The sequence below is a fragment of the Pseudomonas sp. FSL L8-0168 genome, assembly GCF_037976155.1.
Taxonomy (GTDB): Bacteria; Pseudomonadota; Gammaproteobacteria; order Pseudomonadales; family Pseudomonadaceae; genus Aquipseudomonas; species Aquipseudomonas paracarnis.
In genome coordinates this window covers 3,263,806-3,281,387 of record NZ_CP150262.1, presented here as the reverse complement: position 1 = coordinate 3,281,387, position 17,582 = coordinate 3,263,806, and the positions used below count along the sequence as shown (strand labels likewise).

At 59.5% G+C, this 17,582-nt stretch carries 18 protein-coding genes and 1 pseudogene; 10 read left to right on the top strand and 9 right to left on the bottom strand.

The annotated features are described in order from the left end of the window. Positions 1-99 precede the first annotated feature (99 nt). Together MHH62_RS14905 and MHH62_RS14900 are read right to left on the bottom strand one after the other, a co-directional pair. Entirely contained in the window at positions 100-1,962 is a 1,863-nt protein-coding gene (locus MHH62_RS14905) for a DUF3857 and transglutaminase domain-containing protein (protein WP_339231237.1), read from the bottom strand. A gap of 512 nt (positions 1,963-2,474) precedes the next feature. Next, positions 2,475-2,915 (bottom strand): hotdog fold domain-containing protein, encoded by a 441-nt coding sequence (locus MHH62_RS14900; protein ID WP_003192702.1) that lies wholly within the window; start codon positions 2,913-2,915, stop codon positions 2,475-2,477. A gap of 134 nt (positions 2,916-3,049) precedes the next feature. On the opposite strand from MHH62_RS14900, the gene MHH62_RS14895 reads away from it, so the two are divergent. The 5 genes from MHH62_RS14895 (at position 3,050) to MHH62_RS14875 (ending at position 7,753) form a co-directional block, all read left to right on the top strand. After that, positions 3,050-3,667: a TetR/AcrR family transcriptional regulator gene (locus MHH62_RS14895; RefSeq protein WP_014719222.1), complete on the top strand. Its 618-nt coding sequence runs from the start codon at positions 3,050-3,052 to the stop codon at positions 3,665-3,667. Between the two features lie 717 nt (positions 3,668-4,384). Continuing rightward, positions 4,385-5,596, top strand: a complete 1,212-nt coding sequence (locus MHH62_RS14890; RefSeq protein ID WP_019817537.1) for a YeeE/YedE family protein — start codon at positions 4,385-4,387, stop codon at positions 5,594-5,596. Further along, a complete protein-coding gene (locus MHH62_RS14885) occupies positions 5,586-6,119 on the top strand; it encodes a GNAT family N-acetyltransferase (protein WP_339231235.1) in 534 nt (177 codons plus the stop codon). Before MHH62_RS14890 ends, MHH62_RS14885 begins: the two co-directional genes overlap by 11 nt. A 91-nt stretch (positions 6,120-6,210) precedes the next feature. Then, a complete protein-coding gene (locus MHH62_RS14880) occupies positions 6,211-6,753 on the top strand; it encodes an isochorismatase family protein (protein ID WP_019817539.1) in 543 nt (180 codons plus the stop codon). A 4-nt stretch (positions 6,754-6,757) separates the two neighbouring features. Further along, positions 6,758-7,753, top strand: a complete 996-nt coding sequence (locus MHH62_RS14875; protein ID WP_339231232.1) for a helix-turn-helix domain-containing protein — start codon at positions 6,758-6,760, stop codon at positions 7,751-7,753. Here MHH62_RS14875 and MHH62_RS14870 read toward each other — a convergent pair. The 3 genes from MHH62_RS14870 to MHH62_RS14860 all read right to left on the bottom strand — a co-directional run bounded on the left by MHH62_RS14870 (position 7,725) and on the right by MHH62_RS14860 (position 9,889). After that, the gene (locus MHH62_RS14870; RefSeq protein WP_014719217.1) at positions 7,725-7,895 is read right to left on the bottom strand and encodes a DUF2986 domain-containing protein; all 171 of its coding nucleotides are present in this window, start codon (positions 7,893-7,895) and stop codon (positions 7,725-7,727) included. The two genes, MHH62_RS14875 and MHH62_RS14870, sit on opposite strands and share 29 nt — an antisense overlap. Positions 7,896-7,938: 43 nt before the next feature. Beyond that, the gene (locus tag MHH62_RS14865; RefSeq protein ID WP_339231231.1) at positions 7,939-8,964 is read right to left on the bottom strand and encodes an alpha/beta fold hydrolase; all 1,026 of its coding nucleotides are present in this window, start codon (positions 8,962-8,964) and stop codon (positions 7,939-7,941) included. 94 nt (positions 8,965-9,058) lie between these two features. Next, positions 9,059-9,889 carry an alpha/beta hydrolase gene (locus tag MHH62_RS14860; protein ID WP_103452478.1) on the bottom strand — a complete coding sequence of 277 codons (831 nt, stop codon included), beginning with the start codon at positions 9,887-9,889 and terminating at the stop codon, positions 9,059-9,061. A 177-nt stretch (positions 9,890-10,066) separates the two neighbouring features. Here MHH62_RS14860 and MHH62_RS14855 point away from each other — a divergent pair, with 177 nt between their 5' ends. Beyond that, the gene (locus MHH62_RS14855) at positions 10,067-10,525 is read left to right on the top strand and encodes a MerR family transcriptional regulator (protein ID WP_014719214.1); all 459 of its coding nucleotides are present in this window, start codon (positions 10,067-10,069) and stop codon (positions 10,523-10,525) included. A 14-nt stretch (positions 10,526-10,539) separates the two neighbouring features. Here MHH62_RS14855 and MHH62_RS14850 read toward each other — a convergent pair whose 3' ends face one another. The 3 genes from MHH62_RS14850 to MHH62_RS14840 all read right to left on the bottom strand — a co-directional run bounded on the left by MHH62_RS14850 (position 10,540) and on the right by MHH62_RS14840 (position 12,840). Further along, the gene (locus MHH62_RS14850) at positions 10,540-11,466 is read right to left on the bottom strand and encodes an acetoacetate decarboxylase family protein (RefSeq protein WP_198833597.1); all 927 of its coding nucleotides are present in this window, start codon (positions 11,464-11,466) and stop codon (positions 10,540-10,542) included. A 106-nt stretch (positions 11,467-11,572) separates the two neighbouring features. After that, positions 11,573-12,313, bottom strand: coding sequence for a type 1 glutamine amidotransferase domain-containing protein (locus MHH62_RS14845; protein WP_038450951.1), 741 nt, complete (start codon positions 12,311-12,313; stop codon positions 11,573-11,575). Between the two features lie 191 nt (positions 12,314-12,504). Beyond that, entirely contained in the window at positions 12,505-12,840 is a 336-nt protein-coding gene (locus MHH62_RS14840) for a DUF6124 family protein (protein WP_019817546.1), read from the bottom strand. 627 nt (positions 12,841-13,467) lie between these two features. On the opposite strand from MHH62_RS14840, the gene MHH62_RS14835 reads away from it, so the two are divergent. The 4 genes and pseudogenes from MHH62_RS14835 to MHH62_RS14820 form a co-directional block, all read left to right on the top strand. Beyond that, positions 13,468-13,770: a type II toxin-antitoxin system RelE/ParE family toxin gene (locus tag MHH62_RS14835; RefSeq protein WP_014719210.1), complete on the top strand. Its 303-nt coding sequence runs from the start codon at positions 13,468-13,470 to the stop codon at positions 13,768-13,770. A 1-nt stretch (position 13,771) separates the two neighbouring features. After that, positions 13,772-14,155, top strand: a complete 384-nt coding sequence (locus MHH62_RS14830) for an addiction module antidote protein (RefSeq protein WP_056785934.1) — start codon at positions 13,772-13,774, stop codon at positions 14,153-14,155. Positions 14,156-14,364: 209 nt separating this feature from the next. Beyond that, positions 14,365-15,000, top strand: a complete 636-nt coding sequence (locus MHH62_RS14825) for a lytic polysaccharide monooxygenase auxiliary activity family 9 protein (protein ID WP_103452429.1) — start codon at positions 14,365-14,367, stop codon at positions 14,998-15,000. Positions 15,001-15,040: 40 nt separating this feature from the next. Next, positions 15,041-16,042, top strand: a pseudogene (locus MHH62_RS14820) (chitinase); the annotation flags it as partial. A 196-nt stretch (positions 16,043-16,238) separates the two neighbouring features. Here MHH62_RS14820 and gudD read toward each other — a convergent pair. Further along, positions 16,239-17,564, bottom strand: coding sequence for a glucarate dehydratase (gene gudD, locus MHH62_RS14815; RefSeq protein ID WP_014719206.1), 1,326 nt, complete (start codon positions 17,562-17,564; stop codon positions 16,239-16,241). Between the last annotated feature and the right edge of the window lie 18 nt (positions 17,565-17,582).

The following is a 17,582-nucleotide window of genomic DNA, read 5'->3' as shown; positions in this document are numbered from 1 at the left end:
AACCGGGTTAGGAACGGTTTTATAGCTGCGCCTCAGCATGCAGTCCCCGCTTCCCGCGCGCCAGTGCATAACCACTGACACGCAAGAAGGGCCAGGGCGTTACAACGTCTGCACAATCACCTGGCTTTTCAAATCGTTGACCATGCCTTCAATCGCCGGCTGCATGGCCGCAAAATCCTCCGGCGTGCAGAGAATCTCTGGCTTGCTAAACACATATTGGCGCGTGATCAGCACCGTATTGGCCTTCTTCACATAGGTCGAGCGATAGTCGAAGCCCGCCTGTTTCACCGACACCGCCTTGGGCACCGCGAGGATCTTCACCTTGGCGGGGAACTCCAGGCGCGCTACTTCTGATATCTCACTCGAAAGGCAGGAGAAGTTCTGAGTGCGTTCCTTTTCGGCCATCAAGGAAAACACGCTCTGGCCAATACCGCCGGCCAGGCTGGATAGGGTAGGCACCCCAGTCGGGCCCGGCAGGTTCACCAGGTTGCTGGTGTGGCCATTGATCGCGAACTTGAAGGTATTGGCAGTACTGTCCAAAGCGTCAGTTTCGATCACGCCGCTACCGGATTGCCCAAACATGCTCAGGACCTGTTGCACCAACTGATTACGGTCGGCTGGCTGCATGGCCTTGAGCATGAAGCGGTTAAGCTCCGCGCCCCAACCGTCGATGGTGGAGTCATTGGTAAAGTCTGCAGCGCCTTTGGTGTTGACCTTGAACACCATGGTTGTGTTCACTTTGCCAGGCTGGCGGGACGGTGTCTGCTTACGCTCACCGGTCTGTGTCAGCAATACCGGTTTGCCGAGTTCGGGCAGAGGCAGGTAGCCAGCGGAGATGGGTGTCGCGGTGGAGTCCAGGTACAGATCGAGGCTGGGTACATAAGTGATTACATGGTTGAGCACGCCCAGGGTCGGCACCTGGGGCAGTACGTAGGCGTTGCCGGCGTTGATCAGTGCGGGCGAGCTTTCAATGGCGACGGCTTTGAGCAGCGCTTCAAGCAGGGCTACATGGTCTTTGCAGTCGCCATAACGGTTATCCAGCACCGCCTGCGCTGAATGCGGCACCACGCCACCGGCACCGACGTACACGGCCACATAGCGAATGTTCTTGCGTACCCAGTCACTCAGCACCAAGGCCTTGCTGCGTGGGTTGTCGAGGTTGGCGGTGAGTTCCTTGGCCAGTTGGGTCATGGCCGGGGTCACTTCTACCTGTGCGCGTGCAGCGTAGGCCTGGGCAAACTGTTTGTAGTCGGTGAACGTCGATACGGCCAGCAGTTGCCCGTAGTCGGTGTAGGCAACGGAGCCATCTTCCACGCGATTTTTCTTGGTTTGTTCCACGTCCCAGCGGTACACCGTTCGCCCGTTGGCGTTGGCTGGCGTGGACGCTTTGAAACCCCGTGAGTCGGCGTACAGCTTCATTTCGGCGGGCATGTCGTAGCTCAGGCGCACCTGCTCATTCTGGTAGAAATCCGGCGAGAAAAGGTCTTCGAACTGCCCCGCAAACAACGGCGTATTGCGATGGCGCTGGTACCGCAGAACCATGCGATCACCCACTTGCAGCTCCGGGAAGATCACCACTTTGACCCGCGAGTCCTGAAACATCGGCGCCTGGGCAGACTCCAGTTCCTGCTGCTCCTTGATCCGGTCTGGTGTTACCACGACTTTGCGGCCATCGGATTTGAGAGTGTAGGCCTCGACAATATCCAGAGTTTCCAGGGTGCGATTGTAGGTCACAGAGCGCTGGGCGTTGGAGGTGATCGCGCGCTCTTCATTGATCCGCATAACCCGTTCGACATCCAGCACAAAGCTACCGTCGGGGTTCACGACGTAGGACTGGATGTTTTTTTCGTGGGTCAGGGAGAGGTCGGTGTAGTCGGCACGGGCTGGCGTCGTCAACAGCACGCAGACCATGACTGCCAGCACACCGAGCAGGCGTAACGAAGAGAGCGGGAGGCTTTGCATAGAGATCCTTCTGAGCTAGGGGGGCGCCATTTCACCGGCCGTGTGTTCCTGAATAAGCCGATGGATAGGACTCGCAAGTGCTTCGCCTACTCAATTGGCTGACGTTCAGGGGTTATGAAGATTTTTAGGTTTCTCTCGCACGCTATGTGTGCCGAAACTTCCCATTGAGTAAGACGTTTTCGAAGGATTTTATTTAGCGCTGGTTAATCAGAAAGTTAAAAGCTTTGATCCGTGTCTCTTGGGAGAAGAGGTATTTTTTTGACGGCCGATGATCTTTCCCGTCCTCTTATTTGATATGCCGATAAGGCGTTCGCCATTGATACCTTCGCCCTGGAAAAGACCGGTTCAGCTCGCCGTTGGCGGTATTGCCGATGCGCAATTGATGCCGCACGTCGCCGGCGATACCACCACGGCAATCCGCACCGCTTCGCAGTGCATCGTCGACCGCACCAGGCGTCCAGTCACGCATTGCAGATGCTGCGTAGCTGATACTGCCTGGGCCGGCCGATTACCTAAGCGAGCTTCACATTCATGGTGATGTGGGCGGTGAAGACCTTGACGCCACCCGCATCGAAAATCTCGACCGGCACGATCTTGTCCCCCGCAGTCTGCCAATCGATAGCGCTGCCATCGGCAACAGCGCGGATATCGGTTTTCGCCTTGGCCAGGTATTCCACAGTCATGCCTTTGGGAATCCAGCGTGCGCCTGCGGGGATCGACGCGTCGGTCATCATGCCGCCGGCCAGTTCGGCGGCGTTGCACAGTGCGATGGCATGCACCGAGGCCAGGTGGTTGGTGATTTCCTTGCGAAACGGCACGGTGACCACCGCATGGTTGGGTTTGAGCTCCGCGATCTCGGGAGTGATGGTGCTGAAGTAGGGCGCCATTTGGCACGCCAGGTTGCTGAATGCGGCGGGGCCTACGCTATTGAACATGCTCAGGGCTTGGCTCATCGGAATATCCTCAAAGGGTAGTTACAGAATAATATTCTGTACCAGAACAATATTCTGTAGATTCCATGGCTGTCAACCTGAGCTTTCTCTGCTGGGCGCTCAGCCTATAAACTATTTCGATTTGGCGTTCTCCCATGCACTCCATCGATCTCATTGAGCGCACCTTCCCCGGCAGGCGCAGCGACCTCAAACGCACCATCCTGCGTGAGGCGCTGGCCTGTTTTAACGAGGCAGGCATCGAGGCGACCAACATCGAGACCATTCGTGCGCGCTGCGACACCAGTGTGGGGGCTATCTATCACCACTTCGGCAACAAGGAAGGGCTGGTCGCCGCGCTGTTCTTCGCTGCGCTGGAAGACCAAGCCGCCCTGCGTGACCACTACCTGCAAGCGGCGGATACGGCCCATGCCGGTGTGGTCGGCCTGGTGTACAGCTACGTTGAGTGGGTCACCGCCCAGCCGGACTGGGCGCGGTTTGTTTTCCAGAGCCGTTTCGCCGTGTCCAGCGGGCCGTTCAAGGACGAGTTGATTGCCCGCAACAAGCAGCGCAACCAGCAGTTGAAGGAGTGGATGGGCGGGGAAGGGCGCAAGGAGCACTTCAGTCATTTGCCCGCAGAACTTATCCCTTCGCTGATCATTGGCGCGGCCGAAAGCTACTCGCGTGCGTGGCTGTCGGCGAAGGTCAAAAAAAGCCCCTTTGAGTACCGCGAACTGCTGGCTGAAGCCGCGTGGAAGTCGATCAGCCTGGGTTAGTCAGTCCTCCATCCCCTGTGGGAGCTGTCGAGCTTCAGCGAGGCTGCGAAAGCGGTGGTTCAGGCGCTGAAGAGGTTGCCTGTGCCGCCGCCATCGCAGCCTCGCTGGGGCTCGACAGCTCCCACATTTGGGCGGTGTTATTGTCGAGAATTGTGTTTGGCGCGATGGCCCTGCAAACCGATATTCCACATACACCGCCGATCCCCTGTGGGAGCTGTCGAGCTTTAGCGAGGCTGCGAAAGCGGTGGTTCAGGCGCTGAAGATTTTGCCTGTGCCGCCGCCATCGCAGCCTCGCTGGGGCTCGACAGCTCCCACATTTGGGCGGTGTTGCTGTCGAGAGTTGTGTTTGGCGCGATGGCCCTGCAAACCGATATTCCACATACACCGCCGATCTCCTGTGGGAGCTGTCGAGCTTCAGCGAGGCTGCGAAAGCGGTGGTTCAGGCGATGAAGAGGTTGCCTGTGCCGCCGCCATCGCAGCCTCGCTGGGGCTCGACAGCTCCCACATTTGGGCGGTGTTGCTGTCGGGAGTTGTGCTTGTCGCGATGGCCCTGCAAAGCGGTATTCCACATACACCGCCGATCCCCTGTGGGAGCTGTCGAGCTTTAGCGAGGCTGCGATAGCGGTGGTTCAGGCGATGAGCCTTTCGGCAATGCCGCCATCTGATCAAATTCCGTCTAGGGCTATACTTGCCTCCTTCCAACCAATCGAGAACCCCATGAGCACCTCTCTTTCCCTGACGCCTGCGCGCAAGCCGCTCGCGCCACTGATTGCCTTTATCATCCTGGTGGCGGGCGCGCTGTTCCTGCAAAACATGGTCGGCGCACGCCAGGTGTTGCTGCTGGTGGTCGGCGCCGCGCTGGGCCTGACGCTGTATCACGCGGCCTTCGGCTTCACTTCGGCCTGGCGTGTGTTCATTAATGATCGGCGTGGCGCTGGCTTGCGTGCGCAGATGGTGATGCTGGCGGTGGCGGTGCTGTTGTTTTTCCCGGCGTTGGGCGCGGGCACTTTGTTCGGTCAGCCGGTCGTGGGGCTGGTGGCGCCGGCCGGTGTGTCGGTGGTGTTCGGGGCGTTCATCTTCGGGATCGGCATGCAGCTGGGTGGTGGTTGTGCGTCGGGTACTTTGTTCACCGTGGGCGGCGGTAATGCCCGGATGTTGGTGACGCTGCTGTTCTTTATCTGCGGCTCGTTGATCGCCACCCACCATGTCGACTGGTGGTTTGCACTGCCATCGTTCCCGGCGGTTTCCATTGTCAAAAGTTTCGGTGTGCTGCCGGCGCTGGTCTTGAGCCTGGCGGTGTTCGCGCTGATTGCAGTGGTGACAGTGCGCCTGGAAAAGCGCCGTCACGGCCAGCTTGAACAAGGCGTGCAAAGCGAGCACCAAGGGCTACGCCGCTTCCTGCGCGGACCCTGGCCGCTGGTGTGGGGCGCGATTGGCCTGGCGCTGCTCAACTACGCCACCCTCGCCCTGGCCGGACGGCCGTGGGGCATCACCTCGGCGTTCGCCCTGTGGGGCGCCAAGGTGGCGAGCGGGCTGGGCGTGGATGTCGCCAGTTGGGCATTCTGGCAGATGCCGGGCAATGCCAAGGCCCTGGCTGCACCGGTGTGGGAAGACATCACCAGCGTCATGGACATCGGCATTGTCCTCGGCGCGTTGCTGGCCGCAGGCCTGGCCGGGCGTTTCGCGCCCAGCCTGAACATCCCGCTGCGCTCGTTGATCGCGGCGGTGATCGGCGGCCTGATGCTCGGCTATGGGTCGCGCCTGGCCTATGGCTGCAACATCGGCGCGTACTTCAGTGGCATCGCCTCGGGCAGCCTGCATGGCTGGGTGTGGCTGGTGGCGGCCTTTATCGGCAACGGCGTGGGCGTACGTTTACGGCCCTTCTTCTTTGCGGGTGAACGGCCCCAGGTGGCATTGAGTGGCTGCTGAGCAGTCCACCCACATTCGCCTGGCGCGCGCGCAAGATGCCGGTTTGTTGCCCGCCATCGAGCAGTGCGCAGCCCAGGCATTTCGCGCAATCGAAGGGCTGGCTTGGCTGGCGGATGCGGCGTCGATCAGCATCGAACGCCATCGGCAATGGATCGCGCTATCGACCTGTTGGGTGGTGGTTGATGACCACGATCACCCTCAAGGCTTCCTCAGCGCAGAACGCTTTGGCGACGACCTGCATATCCATGAAGTGTCGGTTGCCCAGCCGCTGCAAGGCCAGGGCTGGGGGCGCAGATTGGTGGAAACGGCGATAGAGCATGCCCGCGCCCAACACCTGCGTGCGGTGACGCTGACCACTTTCAAGCATGTACCCTGGAATGCTCCGTTCTACCGGCGCCTGGGCTTTGCGCCTCACGTTGATTCGCGTCTGGAAACGATCCTGGCGGATGAGTACGCCCATGGCTTCGAACCCGGCAGCCGTTGTGCCATGGCGTGCCCGGTGCCATGTCCGAATCCGTCCTGAAGTAGTCTGCCTTGCGTCTGTCGCGCACTGTGGGTGGTCCTTACCATGGCGTGCATCGTTTACCCACTGATGCACGCCACAAGGACTGTCCATGACCCATAAAGCCCTGATCGTGATCGACGCCCAACATTCCTTCCGCCATTCAACCTACTGGTCCGAAAACGACCTGCCCGACTATCTGGAAAAACAGCAGGCCCTCATCGATGGTTGTGTTCAGCGCGGCATCCCGGTGGTACAAGTCTTCCATGTTGAAGACCAAGGGCATTTCTCCATGCAATCGGGCAACGTCAGGGCCTTGAGCGAGCTGTCGATCAATCCACAGTTGGTGATCCATAAGCGTTACCACAGTGCCTTCGCCGGGACGCCCCTGGCCGCTCGCCTCACGGAGATGGACGTCACCACGCTGATCATCAGTGGCATCCGGACCGAGCAATGCTGCGAGACCACCACGCGGCAGGCGTCGGACAGCGGCTTCAAGGTGGACTTTGTCAGTGAAGCGACATTGACGTTCCCCATGACCCACCTGCGTAGCGGCCGGGAGTACACCTCTGCGCAAATCCGCGAACGCACGGAGCTGGTGCTGGAAGAGCGTTTTGCGCGCATCGTCACGGTCGAACAGGCCTTGGAAGGATGAACCTGTGAGCGTACCGGTGCTGTTCGTGCTGTTGCCCAATGTGCTGATGCTCGACCTGGCGGGGCCTGCTGAAGTGTTGCGCCTGGCCGCGCAAGCCGAGGACCCGGCGGCGGTGGATTTCGACCTGCAGTACGTCAGCCCGGTGGAGTCGCTGCACAGCTCCATCGGCTTGCCACTGACCGGGCTGGCGCCCCTGCCGCAGACTCTGGCGCCCGGCACGCTGGTGGTGCTGGTGGGCTCCACGATGAACGTATCAAAGGCCCACCAAAAGGCTTTCGAATCGGCCAGCCAGCAGCTCACCCTGTGGTTGCAAAACGTCTTCGCGCCCTCGGCCGAACGCCTGGTGTGCGTGTGTGCCGGCGCGTTGAGCGCCGCCAGGGCCGGGCTGCTCGATGGGCGCCAATGCACCACGCACCATTCGCTGTGCGCCACCTTGCAAGCCCTCGCACCCAAGGCCCGGGTCCTGGAAAACCGGCTGTACGTCACCGACGGCCCGGTCAGTTGCAGCGCCGGTATCACGGCGGGTATCGACCTGATGCTGCACCTGGTTGCCGAACTGGCCGGGCCACGCTTGGCCTGCGCCGTGGCGCGGGACATGGTGGTGTACCTGCGCCGCAGCGGCAGCGACCCGCAGCTATCGCCTTGGGTGACCGGGCGCAATCACCTGCACCCAGCGCTCCACCGTGTGCAGGACGCCATCGCCGCCGCCCCCTGCGAGGCCTGGACACTCACCCGCATGGCAAGCCTGGCCTGCACCAGCAGCCGACACCTGGCGCGCCTGTTCCAGGAGCATGTCGGCATCAGCCCACTGGATTACCTGCATCGCCTGCGCCTGGCGGTGGCGCGGGAACTGCTGGCCGAGTCGGCCCTGGACACAGAAACCATCGCCGAGCGCGCAGGCTTTGGCTCGGCGCGGCATTTGCGGCGTATCTGGGGTAAATACGAAGCGGCAACCCCTTCAGCCATGCGTCTTACTCAGCAGGCGTCTCGCCAGCCGTAACCGGCTCTTGGCCGGCCTCGGTCGCCAGCTTCAAACGGTCCGCCTTGCTGATGTATTTGTCTTTGCTTTTAGGTGCCAGCTTGGCGCTGGCCTTTTTCGCTTTGGCTTTGAAGAGCTGCTGAAGTTTTTTCTGGCGGTTCATGTTTCGTTGCCTGAAGGGGAAAGGCGCGGATGATACTACCGGTTCAGCGCGCCAGGAACTCGCTGATCAGCGTGATCACTTGCTGCTGGATCACGGGCCGTGGCCGCGCGCCTTCGCCGTCCTGGCAAATCATGCTGTCGCCGGGCACATCAGCGTCAAGCACCGCTGCCGCGCCCGGTTTGCACTGAGACATAAAACTGAAGTGGTTGGCGTCCTGGATCTCCACGTACTGAGTCGACATTTTTGGTAGCCGCTTGGCCATGTCAGCCGATTCCATTTGCGCCGGCAAATCCGCTGACGGCACACCGGCAGCGATTACCAACGCCGGCACCGGCAATGCCGCTAGGCTCGCATCGGTAAAGCCGCGCGACAGGCCCAAGTCCAGAGACACCACAGCGGTCACGCGCTTGTCGCTCAAGTCCGCGGCCACTTGAGCCTTCCCGCTCGGCGTACCTTCAGGGTTCATCTCACGGTAAGCCTTGCACGCCACCAACGTCGGATGGGCGTCGCAGTCCCGGGCAAACAACGCCGGGTCAAAACGCGCCCCCGCGCTCTCCATGACCGTCCAGCCCCCCAGGGAATGGCCTATCACCGCGATCCGGCCGCTGTCCACCGCGCCAAATGGCGTGGGCTGTACCAGCAGCGCATCAATGGCCCGGCTCAAATCCTTGGGCCGTTGCCACAACTGCGCGGCGGCTTGCGCGCTGCGATCCTGGCTGGTGGTGCCAGGGTGATTCACTGCCGCCACGATATACCCCTGCCGGGCCAGCGCACTGGCCAACCACGCCTGCTTGCCCCAATTGCCACCGTAGCCGTGGGAGAGCACCACCACCGGATGTTTACCGGGCGTCGGTGCGGCATCAGGCACCGCAAGCACACCGATGAACACCAGGTTGTCAGCGATCAGCTTGGGTTGGGCGGTGCTGGTGGAGGGGTACCACACGGCCATTTCCAGTGGGCGAATGTTGTGAGTGTCAGGGATGGTGGTGGTTTGGAAACCGATGGGGTCGTTGGCGAGTGCAGGCCCAGTCAGGCTGATCAGGAGCAGGGCGGCGAGGGGGGCTTTCATTGTTTTTATCGTCCTTGAAATGAAGGACGCAGCATGACCTGAAACGAGCGGTTCAGGTAGAGGGGAGGCGGTCACCCGCCCCCCCAATAATCAATCAGCTCCTTATAAACGCCAGCAAATCCGCATTAATCGTATCGGCATGGGTAGTAGGCATGCCATGCGGGAAGCCCGGGTAGATTTTCAGCGTGCTGTTTTTCAACAATTTGGCGGACAGCACCCCGGCATTTTCATGGGGGACGATCTGATCATCGTCGCCATGCATGACCAATACGGGAATCTGGATGCTCTTCAGGTCTTCGGTGAAATCGGTCTGGGAAAACGCCACGATCCCGTCATAGTGCGCCTTGGCACAGCCCATCATGCCTTGCCGCCACCAGTTCAGGATGATGCCCTCGGACGGCTTGGCGCCTGGGCGGTTATAGCCGTAGAAAGGTCCGGCGGGAACGTCCTGATAGAACTGTGCGCGGTTGGCTTTCAGCTGCGCCTGCAAGTCGTCGAACACTGACTTGGGCAGGCCACCAGGATTGCTCGGGGTCTGGACCATCAAAGGAGGGACGGCACTAATGATGGCGGCCTTCGAGACGCGGTCTTCGCCGTGGCGGGCGATGTAATGAACCACTTCACCGCCGCCGGTGGAGTGACCGACATGCACCGCAGTTTGTATACCCAGGTGCTCGACCACCGCCGCAACGTCGTCGGCATAGTGGTCCATATCGTGCCCGTCCCAAACCTGGCTGGAACGCCCGTGGCCACGTCGGTCGTGGGCAACGACCCGGTAGCCTTCGCCCAGGAAAAACAGCATTTGCGCGTCCCAATCATCTGCGCTCAGTGGCCAGCCATGATGAAAGAAAATGACTTGGGCATCGCGTGGGCCCCAGTCCTTGTAGAAAATTTCAACACCGTCTCGCGTGGTGACGTAGCCCATGTTCGCCTCTCCCAAATGAAATGATGGCCTGATCGAATCGCGATCATGGCGCTGGATTGACCCACTGCAGCCCATTCGTGTCTGGCAAGCGTGCCGTCTACGAATCGCCGCCTTGGCCGCCCAATGACTTTAGGTTTAAAGTCAACTTTAAGGTCAATGGTTTTTCGTGGGTGGTACATGAGAATAGGCGAGTTGGCAAAAATCAGCGGGTTGGCGGCCTCACGCATCCGTTTCTACGAAGCGAGCGGCCTGATCCAATCGGTTGAGCGTAAATCCAACGGCTATCGGGACTATGCACCCGGCACCGAGGCGGTGTTGGAGATCATCAAGGGTGCCCAGGCAGCCGGTTTCTCTCTGGAAGAAATCCGGCAGTTAATGCCCAGAAGTGCCGGTGGTTGGCAGCATGACGAGCTGCTCAGCGGGCTCAAGCACAAGGTCGAGGAAATCGAGGTGCTGCAACAACGGCTGGCCCAGAACAAGGCTCAGTTGCTGAACGTCATCAAGGGCATCGAAGGCAAGCCCGAGGGCATGGCCTGTGCGGAGAATGCGCAGATGCTGATTAACCGTCTGCGCGAGGAAGGGGGCGCTCCAGCCTCATCCACAAGAAAAAGCGCCCGCCGGGCCCCGAGGGCCTGACCGGCGCACAAGGGTCAGCGTTCGCCAATCAGGTTGGCGAGCGGCTCTGGCGCATAGAGTGCGCTCTGGAACTCGGGTACGTATTCGTACTTCAGCATTTTCCCCAGCTTGAGGTCGCGCAGGTAATTGGACAGGCTGCCATCGCCCAGCGTGAGGGTGGCTGAGTCTGCGTCACGGCTGGAGCCATGGCTGAGCTGGCGGGAAACCGCGTACCCGTAGGCCAGTTGGCCGTGGTGATCGAGATTGGTGAAACTGCTGGTGACCAGGTCCGCATCATGGGACAGTTTCTCAAGCTTTTTGGCCTTGAACGACACGTCCAGCTTGCCGGTCTGGCTGTCGGTAATGTCATACACCACCGAGTGCCCATCCTCTTTGCGATCAATGCCAGTCAGCCATTTCGGCAGGTTGTAACCGACCACGCCGCGCACCCGCGCCAGCTCGGTATTCACCGGCAGCTTGAGCACATAGCCCCAAAAGTCCTGCGACATCGACTGGCCCACCAGCGTAAAGGGGCCCAGGTTGGCTTTGCCAGGTTTGTTCGTGATGATCGACACGGCGACTTCGTTATAGGCGTCGTTATCGCAATGCTCATAGGTGTACGCAGTAAACGCGATCAGCCCGCGACCCGGCCAGACTTGCAAGGGCTGCACGGCGGCCAGTACCTGCGGTGGCATCAACGCCCGAAGCTTATCGATGTCGGCTGTATAGACTGCTGTTACCCGACTGTTCTGGTAGTAAAAATTGGGCGAGTAGGATTCAAAACCGATGTCGACCTTGTGCTTTTGCAACCCTTTGAACCAGCTTAAATCAACCCCGGGTAATTCTGCTGCAACCACCGACAACGGCGGGTTGGAGCGAAAGCGGTCGTACAAGCCACCCTTGACGACGGGCACCTGCTGGCCGGCGATATCGATGTGGGTTGTGTCGTTGGGGCTGGGCATCTCGGGCGTTCCGGCCAACGCAAGGTTGGCAAAAGGGGTGAGCAGCAATCCGGTTAAAATGGCGCTTGGAATGTTCAATCGGTTTTCTCCAGAGAGGGGCTAGGCGCTATCGTTCGTGGGACAGCTCGGTTATTACGGCGAGTGCGACGGCCTTGGGCGATTGCGGGTTCTGGCCCGTGATCAGGCGGCCATCGGTGATGACAAATGAGGTGAACGGCACCCAGCCCTTGCGGTAACGCGCCCCTTGGCTCAGCAGCCGGTCTTCAAGCAAGAACGGCACCTCACGCTTCATGCCCGATAGCAGTTCTTCGCGGTTGGAGAAGCCGGTGATGTTTTTACCCTTGATGATCGCGTTGCCCTGTTCATCCTTCAGGTCCAGCAGGCCCGCCACACCGTGGCACACGGCCGAGACGATGCCGCCCTGGTTGTAAATGGTTTGGGCGACACGTTGCAGGTCGAGGTTGCCTGGGAAGTCCCACATGACACCGTGGCCGCCGGTGAAGTAGATCGCGCGAAATTGCGACGGATCGACATTGGCGATGGGCAGCGTGTTTTGCAGCCGGGCGCGAAAGGCTGGGGACTGCAACTGCTCACGCGCCGGCTTGTCCATGTACAGCCAACCGAGGCTGCGCTCGTCCAGGGGCACAGCGCCACCTTTGGGGCTGGCAAACACCGTCGTATAGCCAGCGGCTTCCACAACCTCGGTGAAATGCGTCAGCTCAGTCAGCCAGAGGCCCGTGGTATCGGCCCTTGAGGGGTAGCTGGCGTGGTTGGTCATGATCACCAGGATCTGGCGATTGTTCGCAGCGGCCGTGGAAGGGCCGGGTTCAGCCTGTGCAAATGTCATAAGCGCGCCACCTATCGCTACCAACGCAAAAGAAATAAGGGTTTTGAGCATGATCCAGGGTCCAGTAATCCTGTCGGTTGGTGCATGCTCACCTTAAACCTCGCTTTAAGGTCAACCCCTGCTTTGGCAAAAAAAAACCGAGTCGTCTTGGGGCGTGACGGCTCGGCTTCTTTTTTGGGCGTGTTGAACGTTTAGCCAGCTGCTACAGCCGCCTCGCGCTCCATCAACTTATCGACCAACAGCATTCCCAGCTCACTTAACTGATGAATTGCCAACGCGACGTCGCGCTGTTTACCGGTCAGTTCATCTGACAGGTCGAGCAGCAGGGCGGTTACTGAGGAAAAGGTTTCATAGCTATTGGCGACGAGCATTTCGTTGCTGGCATCGTCGGCAACGCTGAACAGCGGTGTCGAGGGTGGAGGAGGGGGCTCGGCGTTGGGGTTGAGGGCGTGATCGATCGCACGACGGGCTGCCTGATCAAGCTTCAGGTTTGGATCGTTTGGAGGGTTGGGCGTGACTTTGTACATATGCGTAATTCCTGAATGGGGCCGACACCGTTTCGCTACTAAACGAAAGGGTGGCAGCTGTACGCAGGTTAGTAGACCGGGGAATTACACAAAGCCGGCGCGCCCGAAGGCGCCCTACGCACAGCCACCATCAGGCACAGACAGGAACGTCTGATAGATGAAGCTCATGCACTAAGTGTAATTGACCCTCGGGCTACTAAACCCGATCACTGAGTTGTCAGCGACCGAGCCACCTTCGAGACGCCCATCCAAGCGCACAAGCCGGCGGATTCTGACGCAACTGTAGGCAACGGAGCAAGGTGGTGCAGCTTGCTGTAGGACGGGTCTACATCAACGCCGGCCCACTCACTCACTCCCTGTAGGAGCGAGCTTGCTCGCGAAAAACCATAGGCGCCGCGTTCATTCTGGATGAACACATTATCTTTACGTTCTTCGCGAGCAAGCTCGCTCCTACAGAGAGGATGCCTCAGTCGCGACGCAACGTTTCGGTCTTGAGGACACAAGCGCTAATAGTATTGCTCGGCTGCCTGCGCGGCGGCTGGACTAGGATTTTTTCTGGCGGTGCACACCGACATTAAAAATTCACTGGCATCTACAAGGAGTAGCCAGTAGGCTACATTTGAATCTGTGACCAATACGATCGGCAGGACGCCCGAGTTCGATACATGGCTCGACGGTATGAAGGATGTGTGGGGTAAGACGGCTGTACTGATCCGCCTGGATCGAGCCGAAGAAAACAATTTTGGCGATTGCCAGCCTGTAGGCGATGGCATGAGTGAAATGCGTGTGTTTGTCGGGCCCGGCTACAGGATTTACTTTGTGCGCACGGGCATCACCGCTTACCTGATGCTGTGGGGAAGCGATAAAACCGACCAGAAACGAGGAATCAAGCGGGCAAAAGAGATTCTTGATGCCCTGAGAGGTCAATGACATGAGTCAGTCAACATTCAAACCAGAGGACATGCCGATCCTCGAGCTGGATACATCCGGCACCAGTGCCTATGAGGCTTCACGCTTCCTTGATAGCCCGCAAACCATCAGTGCCTATCTTGCGCAAAGCATGGCGTGCCATGACCCGCAAGTCCTTATGAAAGCGCTGGCCGAGGTTGCCAAGGCCCAGGGTGTGAACAAGGTTGCCGAAGCGGCGGGGGTGAATCGGGAGAGCCTGTATAAAACCCTGAAAGGCGGCTCAAAGACGCGTTATGAGACGGTCCAGAAGCTGATGCTGGCATTGGGGGTGGAACTGACGGTGCGACCGATTACTGCGACCCCCCCTAAAAAAACGGCTGCCATCGGTACAGAGAAGCTGTATTGAAATGCGCATGGTCTTGTAGGAAATCGACCTCTGGAAGCGTAAGGGTTTCCCTATAATACTGTTTATATATCCAGTATTTGCAGGTCTGCGCGCTCATGAACCGAAAATGAGTGAAAAATGGGCCTGTGGCAAAAAAAAGCCACTCCGTTAGGTTGAGGTCCTCTCCTTCAAGAAAGGAGAGTTCTTAATCAAATCAATGGAGTCACAACATGAACAAACCACAAACCCAGACACCTCTTCGCCATGGTCGTGTCACATCCCCTTCCAGCCGTGGCGCAGTCGCCGTGGATCTTGGCCTGCTGGAAACCTGGCAGGTCAATGAAATGGAAGGCGGCAAGAACTTCCCGGCACTGACGGCCGGTGCGTTTCCGGCGCCTTATCAAACCGACAGTGACAGCGTCACGCCACCCGCCGACGGCGTCATCCTCAGCGGTGGCAAGACCGATGCCCGTGACTGCGTCAACTTCACCCACGAGGAAATGGCCAAGAAACTCGGCCGCGCCTTCACCTGGCCGTTGCTCAATGTCGAGCCGGGTCAGACCTTCAAGGTCACCTGGGCATACACCGCGCCGCACACCACCCGTGGCTATCGCTGGCTGATCACCAAGGATGGCTGGGATCCGAAACAGCGCATCACCCGCGCACAGCTGGAAGCCCAGCCGTTCGCTGAAGACTTCTATGCCCAGGTGCCGTACTACAGCCATGCAGGCGAACTGAAGGCCAAGGTCGATCATGAAGTGAAACTGCCGACCCACAAAAAGGGCCAGCATGTGATTGTGTTGATGTGGATCGTCGCCAACACCGGCAACGCCTTCTATCAAGCCTTCGATGTGGACTTCAAATAAGCCCGCACCGTTAAACCCACACGTTCTGAAGGATTAGAACATGTCAAAGATTGACTTTACCTCACTGCAATCGCCGCTCAACGATGCCGCTTCGCTGATGCCGAGCATTGCCGGCAAAAAGATCCTCATGGGCTTCTGGCATAACTGGCCTGCCGGCCCGAGCGATGGCTACCAGCGTGGCCAGTTCGCCAATATCAGCCTGGCGGATGTCCCAAAGGATTACAACGTGGTGGCCGTGGCCTTCATGAAGGGCAACGGTATCCCAACCTTCAAACCGTACAACCTGTCCGATGCCGAGTTTCGTCGCCAAGTGGGCGTGCTGAACAGCCAGGGCAGGGCGGTGCTGATTTCCCTTGGCGGCGCCGATGCACACATCGAACTGCATAAAGGCAATGAACAGCCACTGGCCAGCGAAATTATCCGCCTAGTGGAAACCTATGGCTTTGATGGCCTGGATATCGATCTTGAACAGAGCGCGATTGATTTCGCCGACAACAAGACTGTCCTGCCCGCCGCCTTGAAGCTGGTCAAGGACCACTACGCGGCTCAAGGCAAACACTTCATCATCAGCATGGCGCCGGAGTTTCCGTACCTCACCACCGCCGGCAAATACGTCGGTTACATCCAGGCGCTGGAAGGCTATTACGACTTCATCGCCCCGCAGTATTACAACCAGGGTGGCGACGGCATCTGGGTGCAGGAGGTCAACAGCGGCAACGGCGCCTGGATTGCCCAGAACAACGACGCGCTGAAGGAGGACTTCCTGTTTTACCTCACCGAAAGTCTGGTGAGCGGAACGCGCGGGTTTACCAAGATCCCGGCAGACAAGTTCGTCATTGGCCTGCCTGCGAACGTCGATGCGGCTGCCACCGGTTATGTGATCAACCCGACAGCCGTGACCAATACATTCAAGCGTTTGCACGACAAAGGATTGTCGATCAAGGGCCTGATGACCTGGTCGGTGAATTGGGACAACGGGATCAGCAAAGACCATGTGCCCTACAACTGGGAATTCAGCCGCCGTTATGGGCCGATGATCAATGGCACTGCTCTCTCTGGCCTGGAACAGGATGCGGCGGATCTGGAGGTCGCCAATCGGCAGTAGCGCAAAGGGGCCTCTGGCAGACGTGCCAGAGGTCAAACCGCTAAGCTTCTGATCTGACTAAAATCCGATGCCTGTTTGGGCATCGGATTTTTTGCGTCACGCTCACATTGCGCTGAGCGTTCCTCAAACCGAGTTACCGCACCAAACAAGGCCGCTTGTTATCAAAGCCCCAACCCGGGATCAGAAACTGCATCGCCACACTGTCATCCCGGGCTCCAAGGCCCATGCCTTTGTACAGCTCATGGGCCTGGGCTACGGCGTCCATATCAATATCCACACCCAGGCCAGGCTTGGCCGGCACCTTCACATAGCCCCCTTCAATCTTCAACGGCTCCCGCGTCAGGCGCTGGCCGTCCTGCCAGATCCAGTGGGTATCGATGGCGGTGATCTCGCCGGGGGCGGCCGCCGCCACCTGGGTAAACATCGCCAGGGAAATATCGAAGTGGTTATTGGAGTGCGAGCCCCAGGTCAGGCCCCACTCGTTGCACATCTGCGCGACGCGCACCGAGCCCTGCATAGTCCAGAAGTGCGGGTCGGCGAGGGGGATGTCCACTGATTGCAACTGGATGGCATGGCCCATTTCACGCCAGTCGGTGGCGATCATGTTGGTGGCGGTTTTCAGGCCCGTGGCGCGGCGGAATTCGGCCATGACTTCGCGGCCCGAGTAGCCGTTTTCTGCGCCGCAGGGGTCTTCGGCGTAGGCCAGCACATGATGCTGGTCGCGGCACAGGCGGATGGCTTCTTTTAAGGACCATGCGCCGTTGGGATCAAGGGTGATGCGCGCATCGGGAAAACGCTCGGCCAGCGCAGTGACGGCTTCGATTTCCGCGTCGCCACTCAATACGCCGCCCTTGAGCTTGAAATCGTTGAAACCGTATTTGGCCTTGGCCGCTTCGGCCAGGCGCACTACCGCGTCGGCGGTCAGGGCTGTTTCATGGCGCAGGCGGAACCAGTCGTCATCGGCGTCGGCCTCGTTGCGGTAGGCCAGGTCGGTGGCGTTGCGATCCCCCACATAGAACAGGTAGCCGAGCATCTTCACTGCGTCGCGTTGCTGGCCTTCGCCTAGCAAGGCGGCCACCGGCACTTCGAGGAACTGGCCCAGCAGGTCGAGCAGTGCGGCCTCCATGGCGGTGACGGCGTGGATGGTGATGCGCAGGTCGAAGGTTTGCAGGCCGCGGCCCGCGCTGTCTCGAGACGCAAAGGTACTGCGCATCTGGTTGAGAACGCGCTGGTACTGGCCAATCGGCTGGCCGACCACCAGGCTGCGGGCGTCTTCCAGGGTTTGGCGAATGCGCTCGCCGCCGGGTACTTCGCCCACGCCGGTGTTGCCGCTGCTGTCCTTGAGAATGACGATATTGCGCGTGAAGTAAGGCCCGTGGGCGCCGCTGAGGTTGAGCAACATGCTGTCGTGGCCGGCGACGGGGATGACTTGGAAGTGGGTGACTACAGGGGTATTCATGGCGTGTTCCTGGCTGAG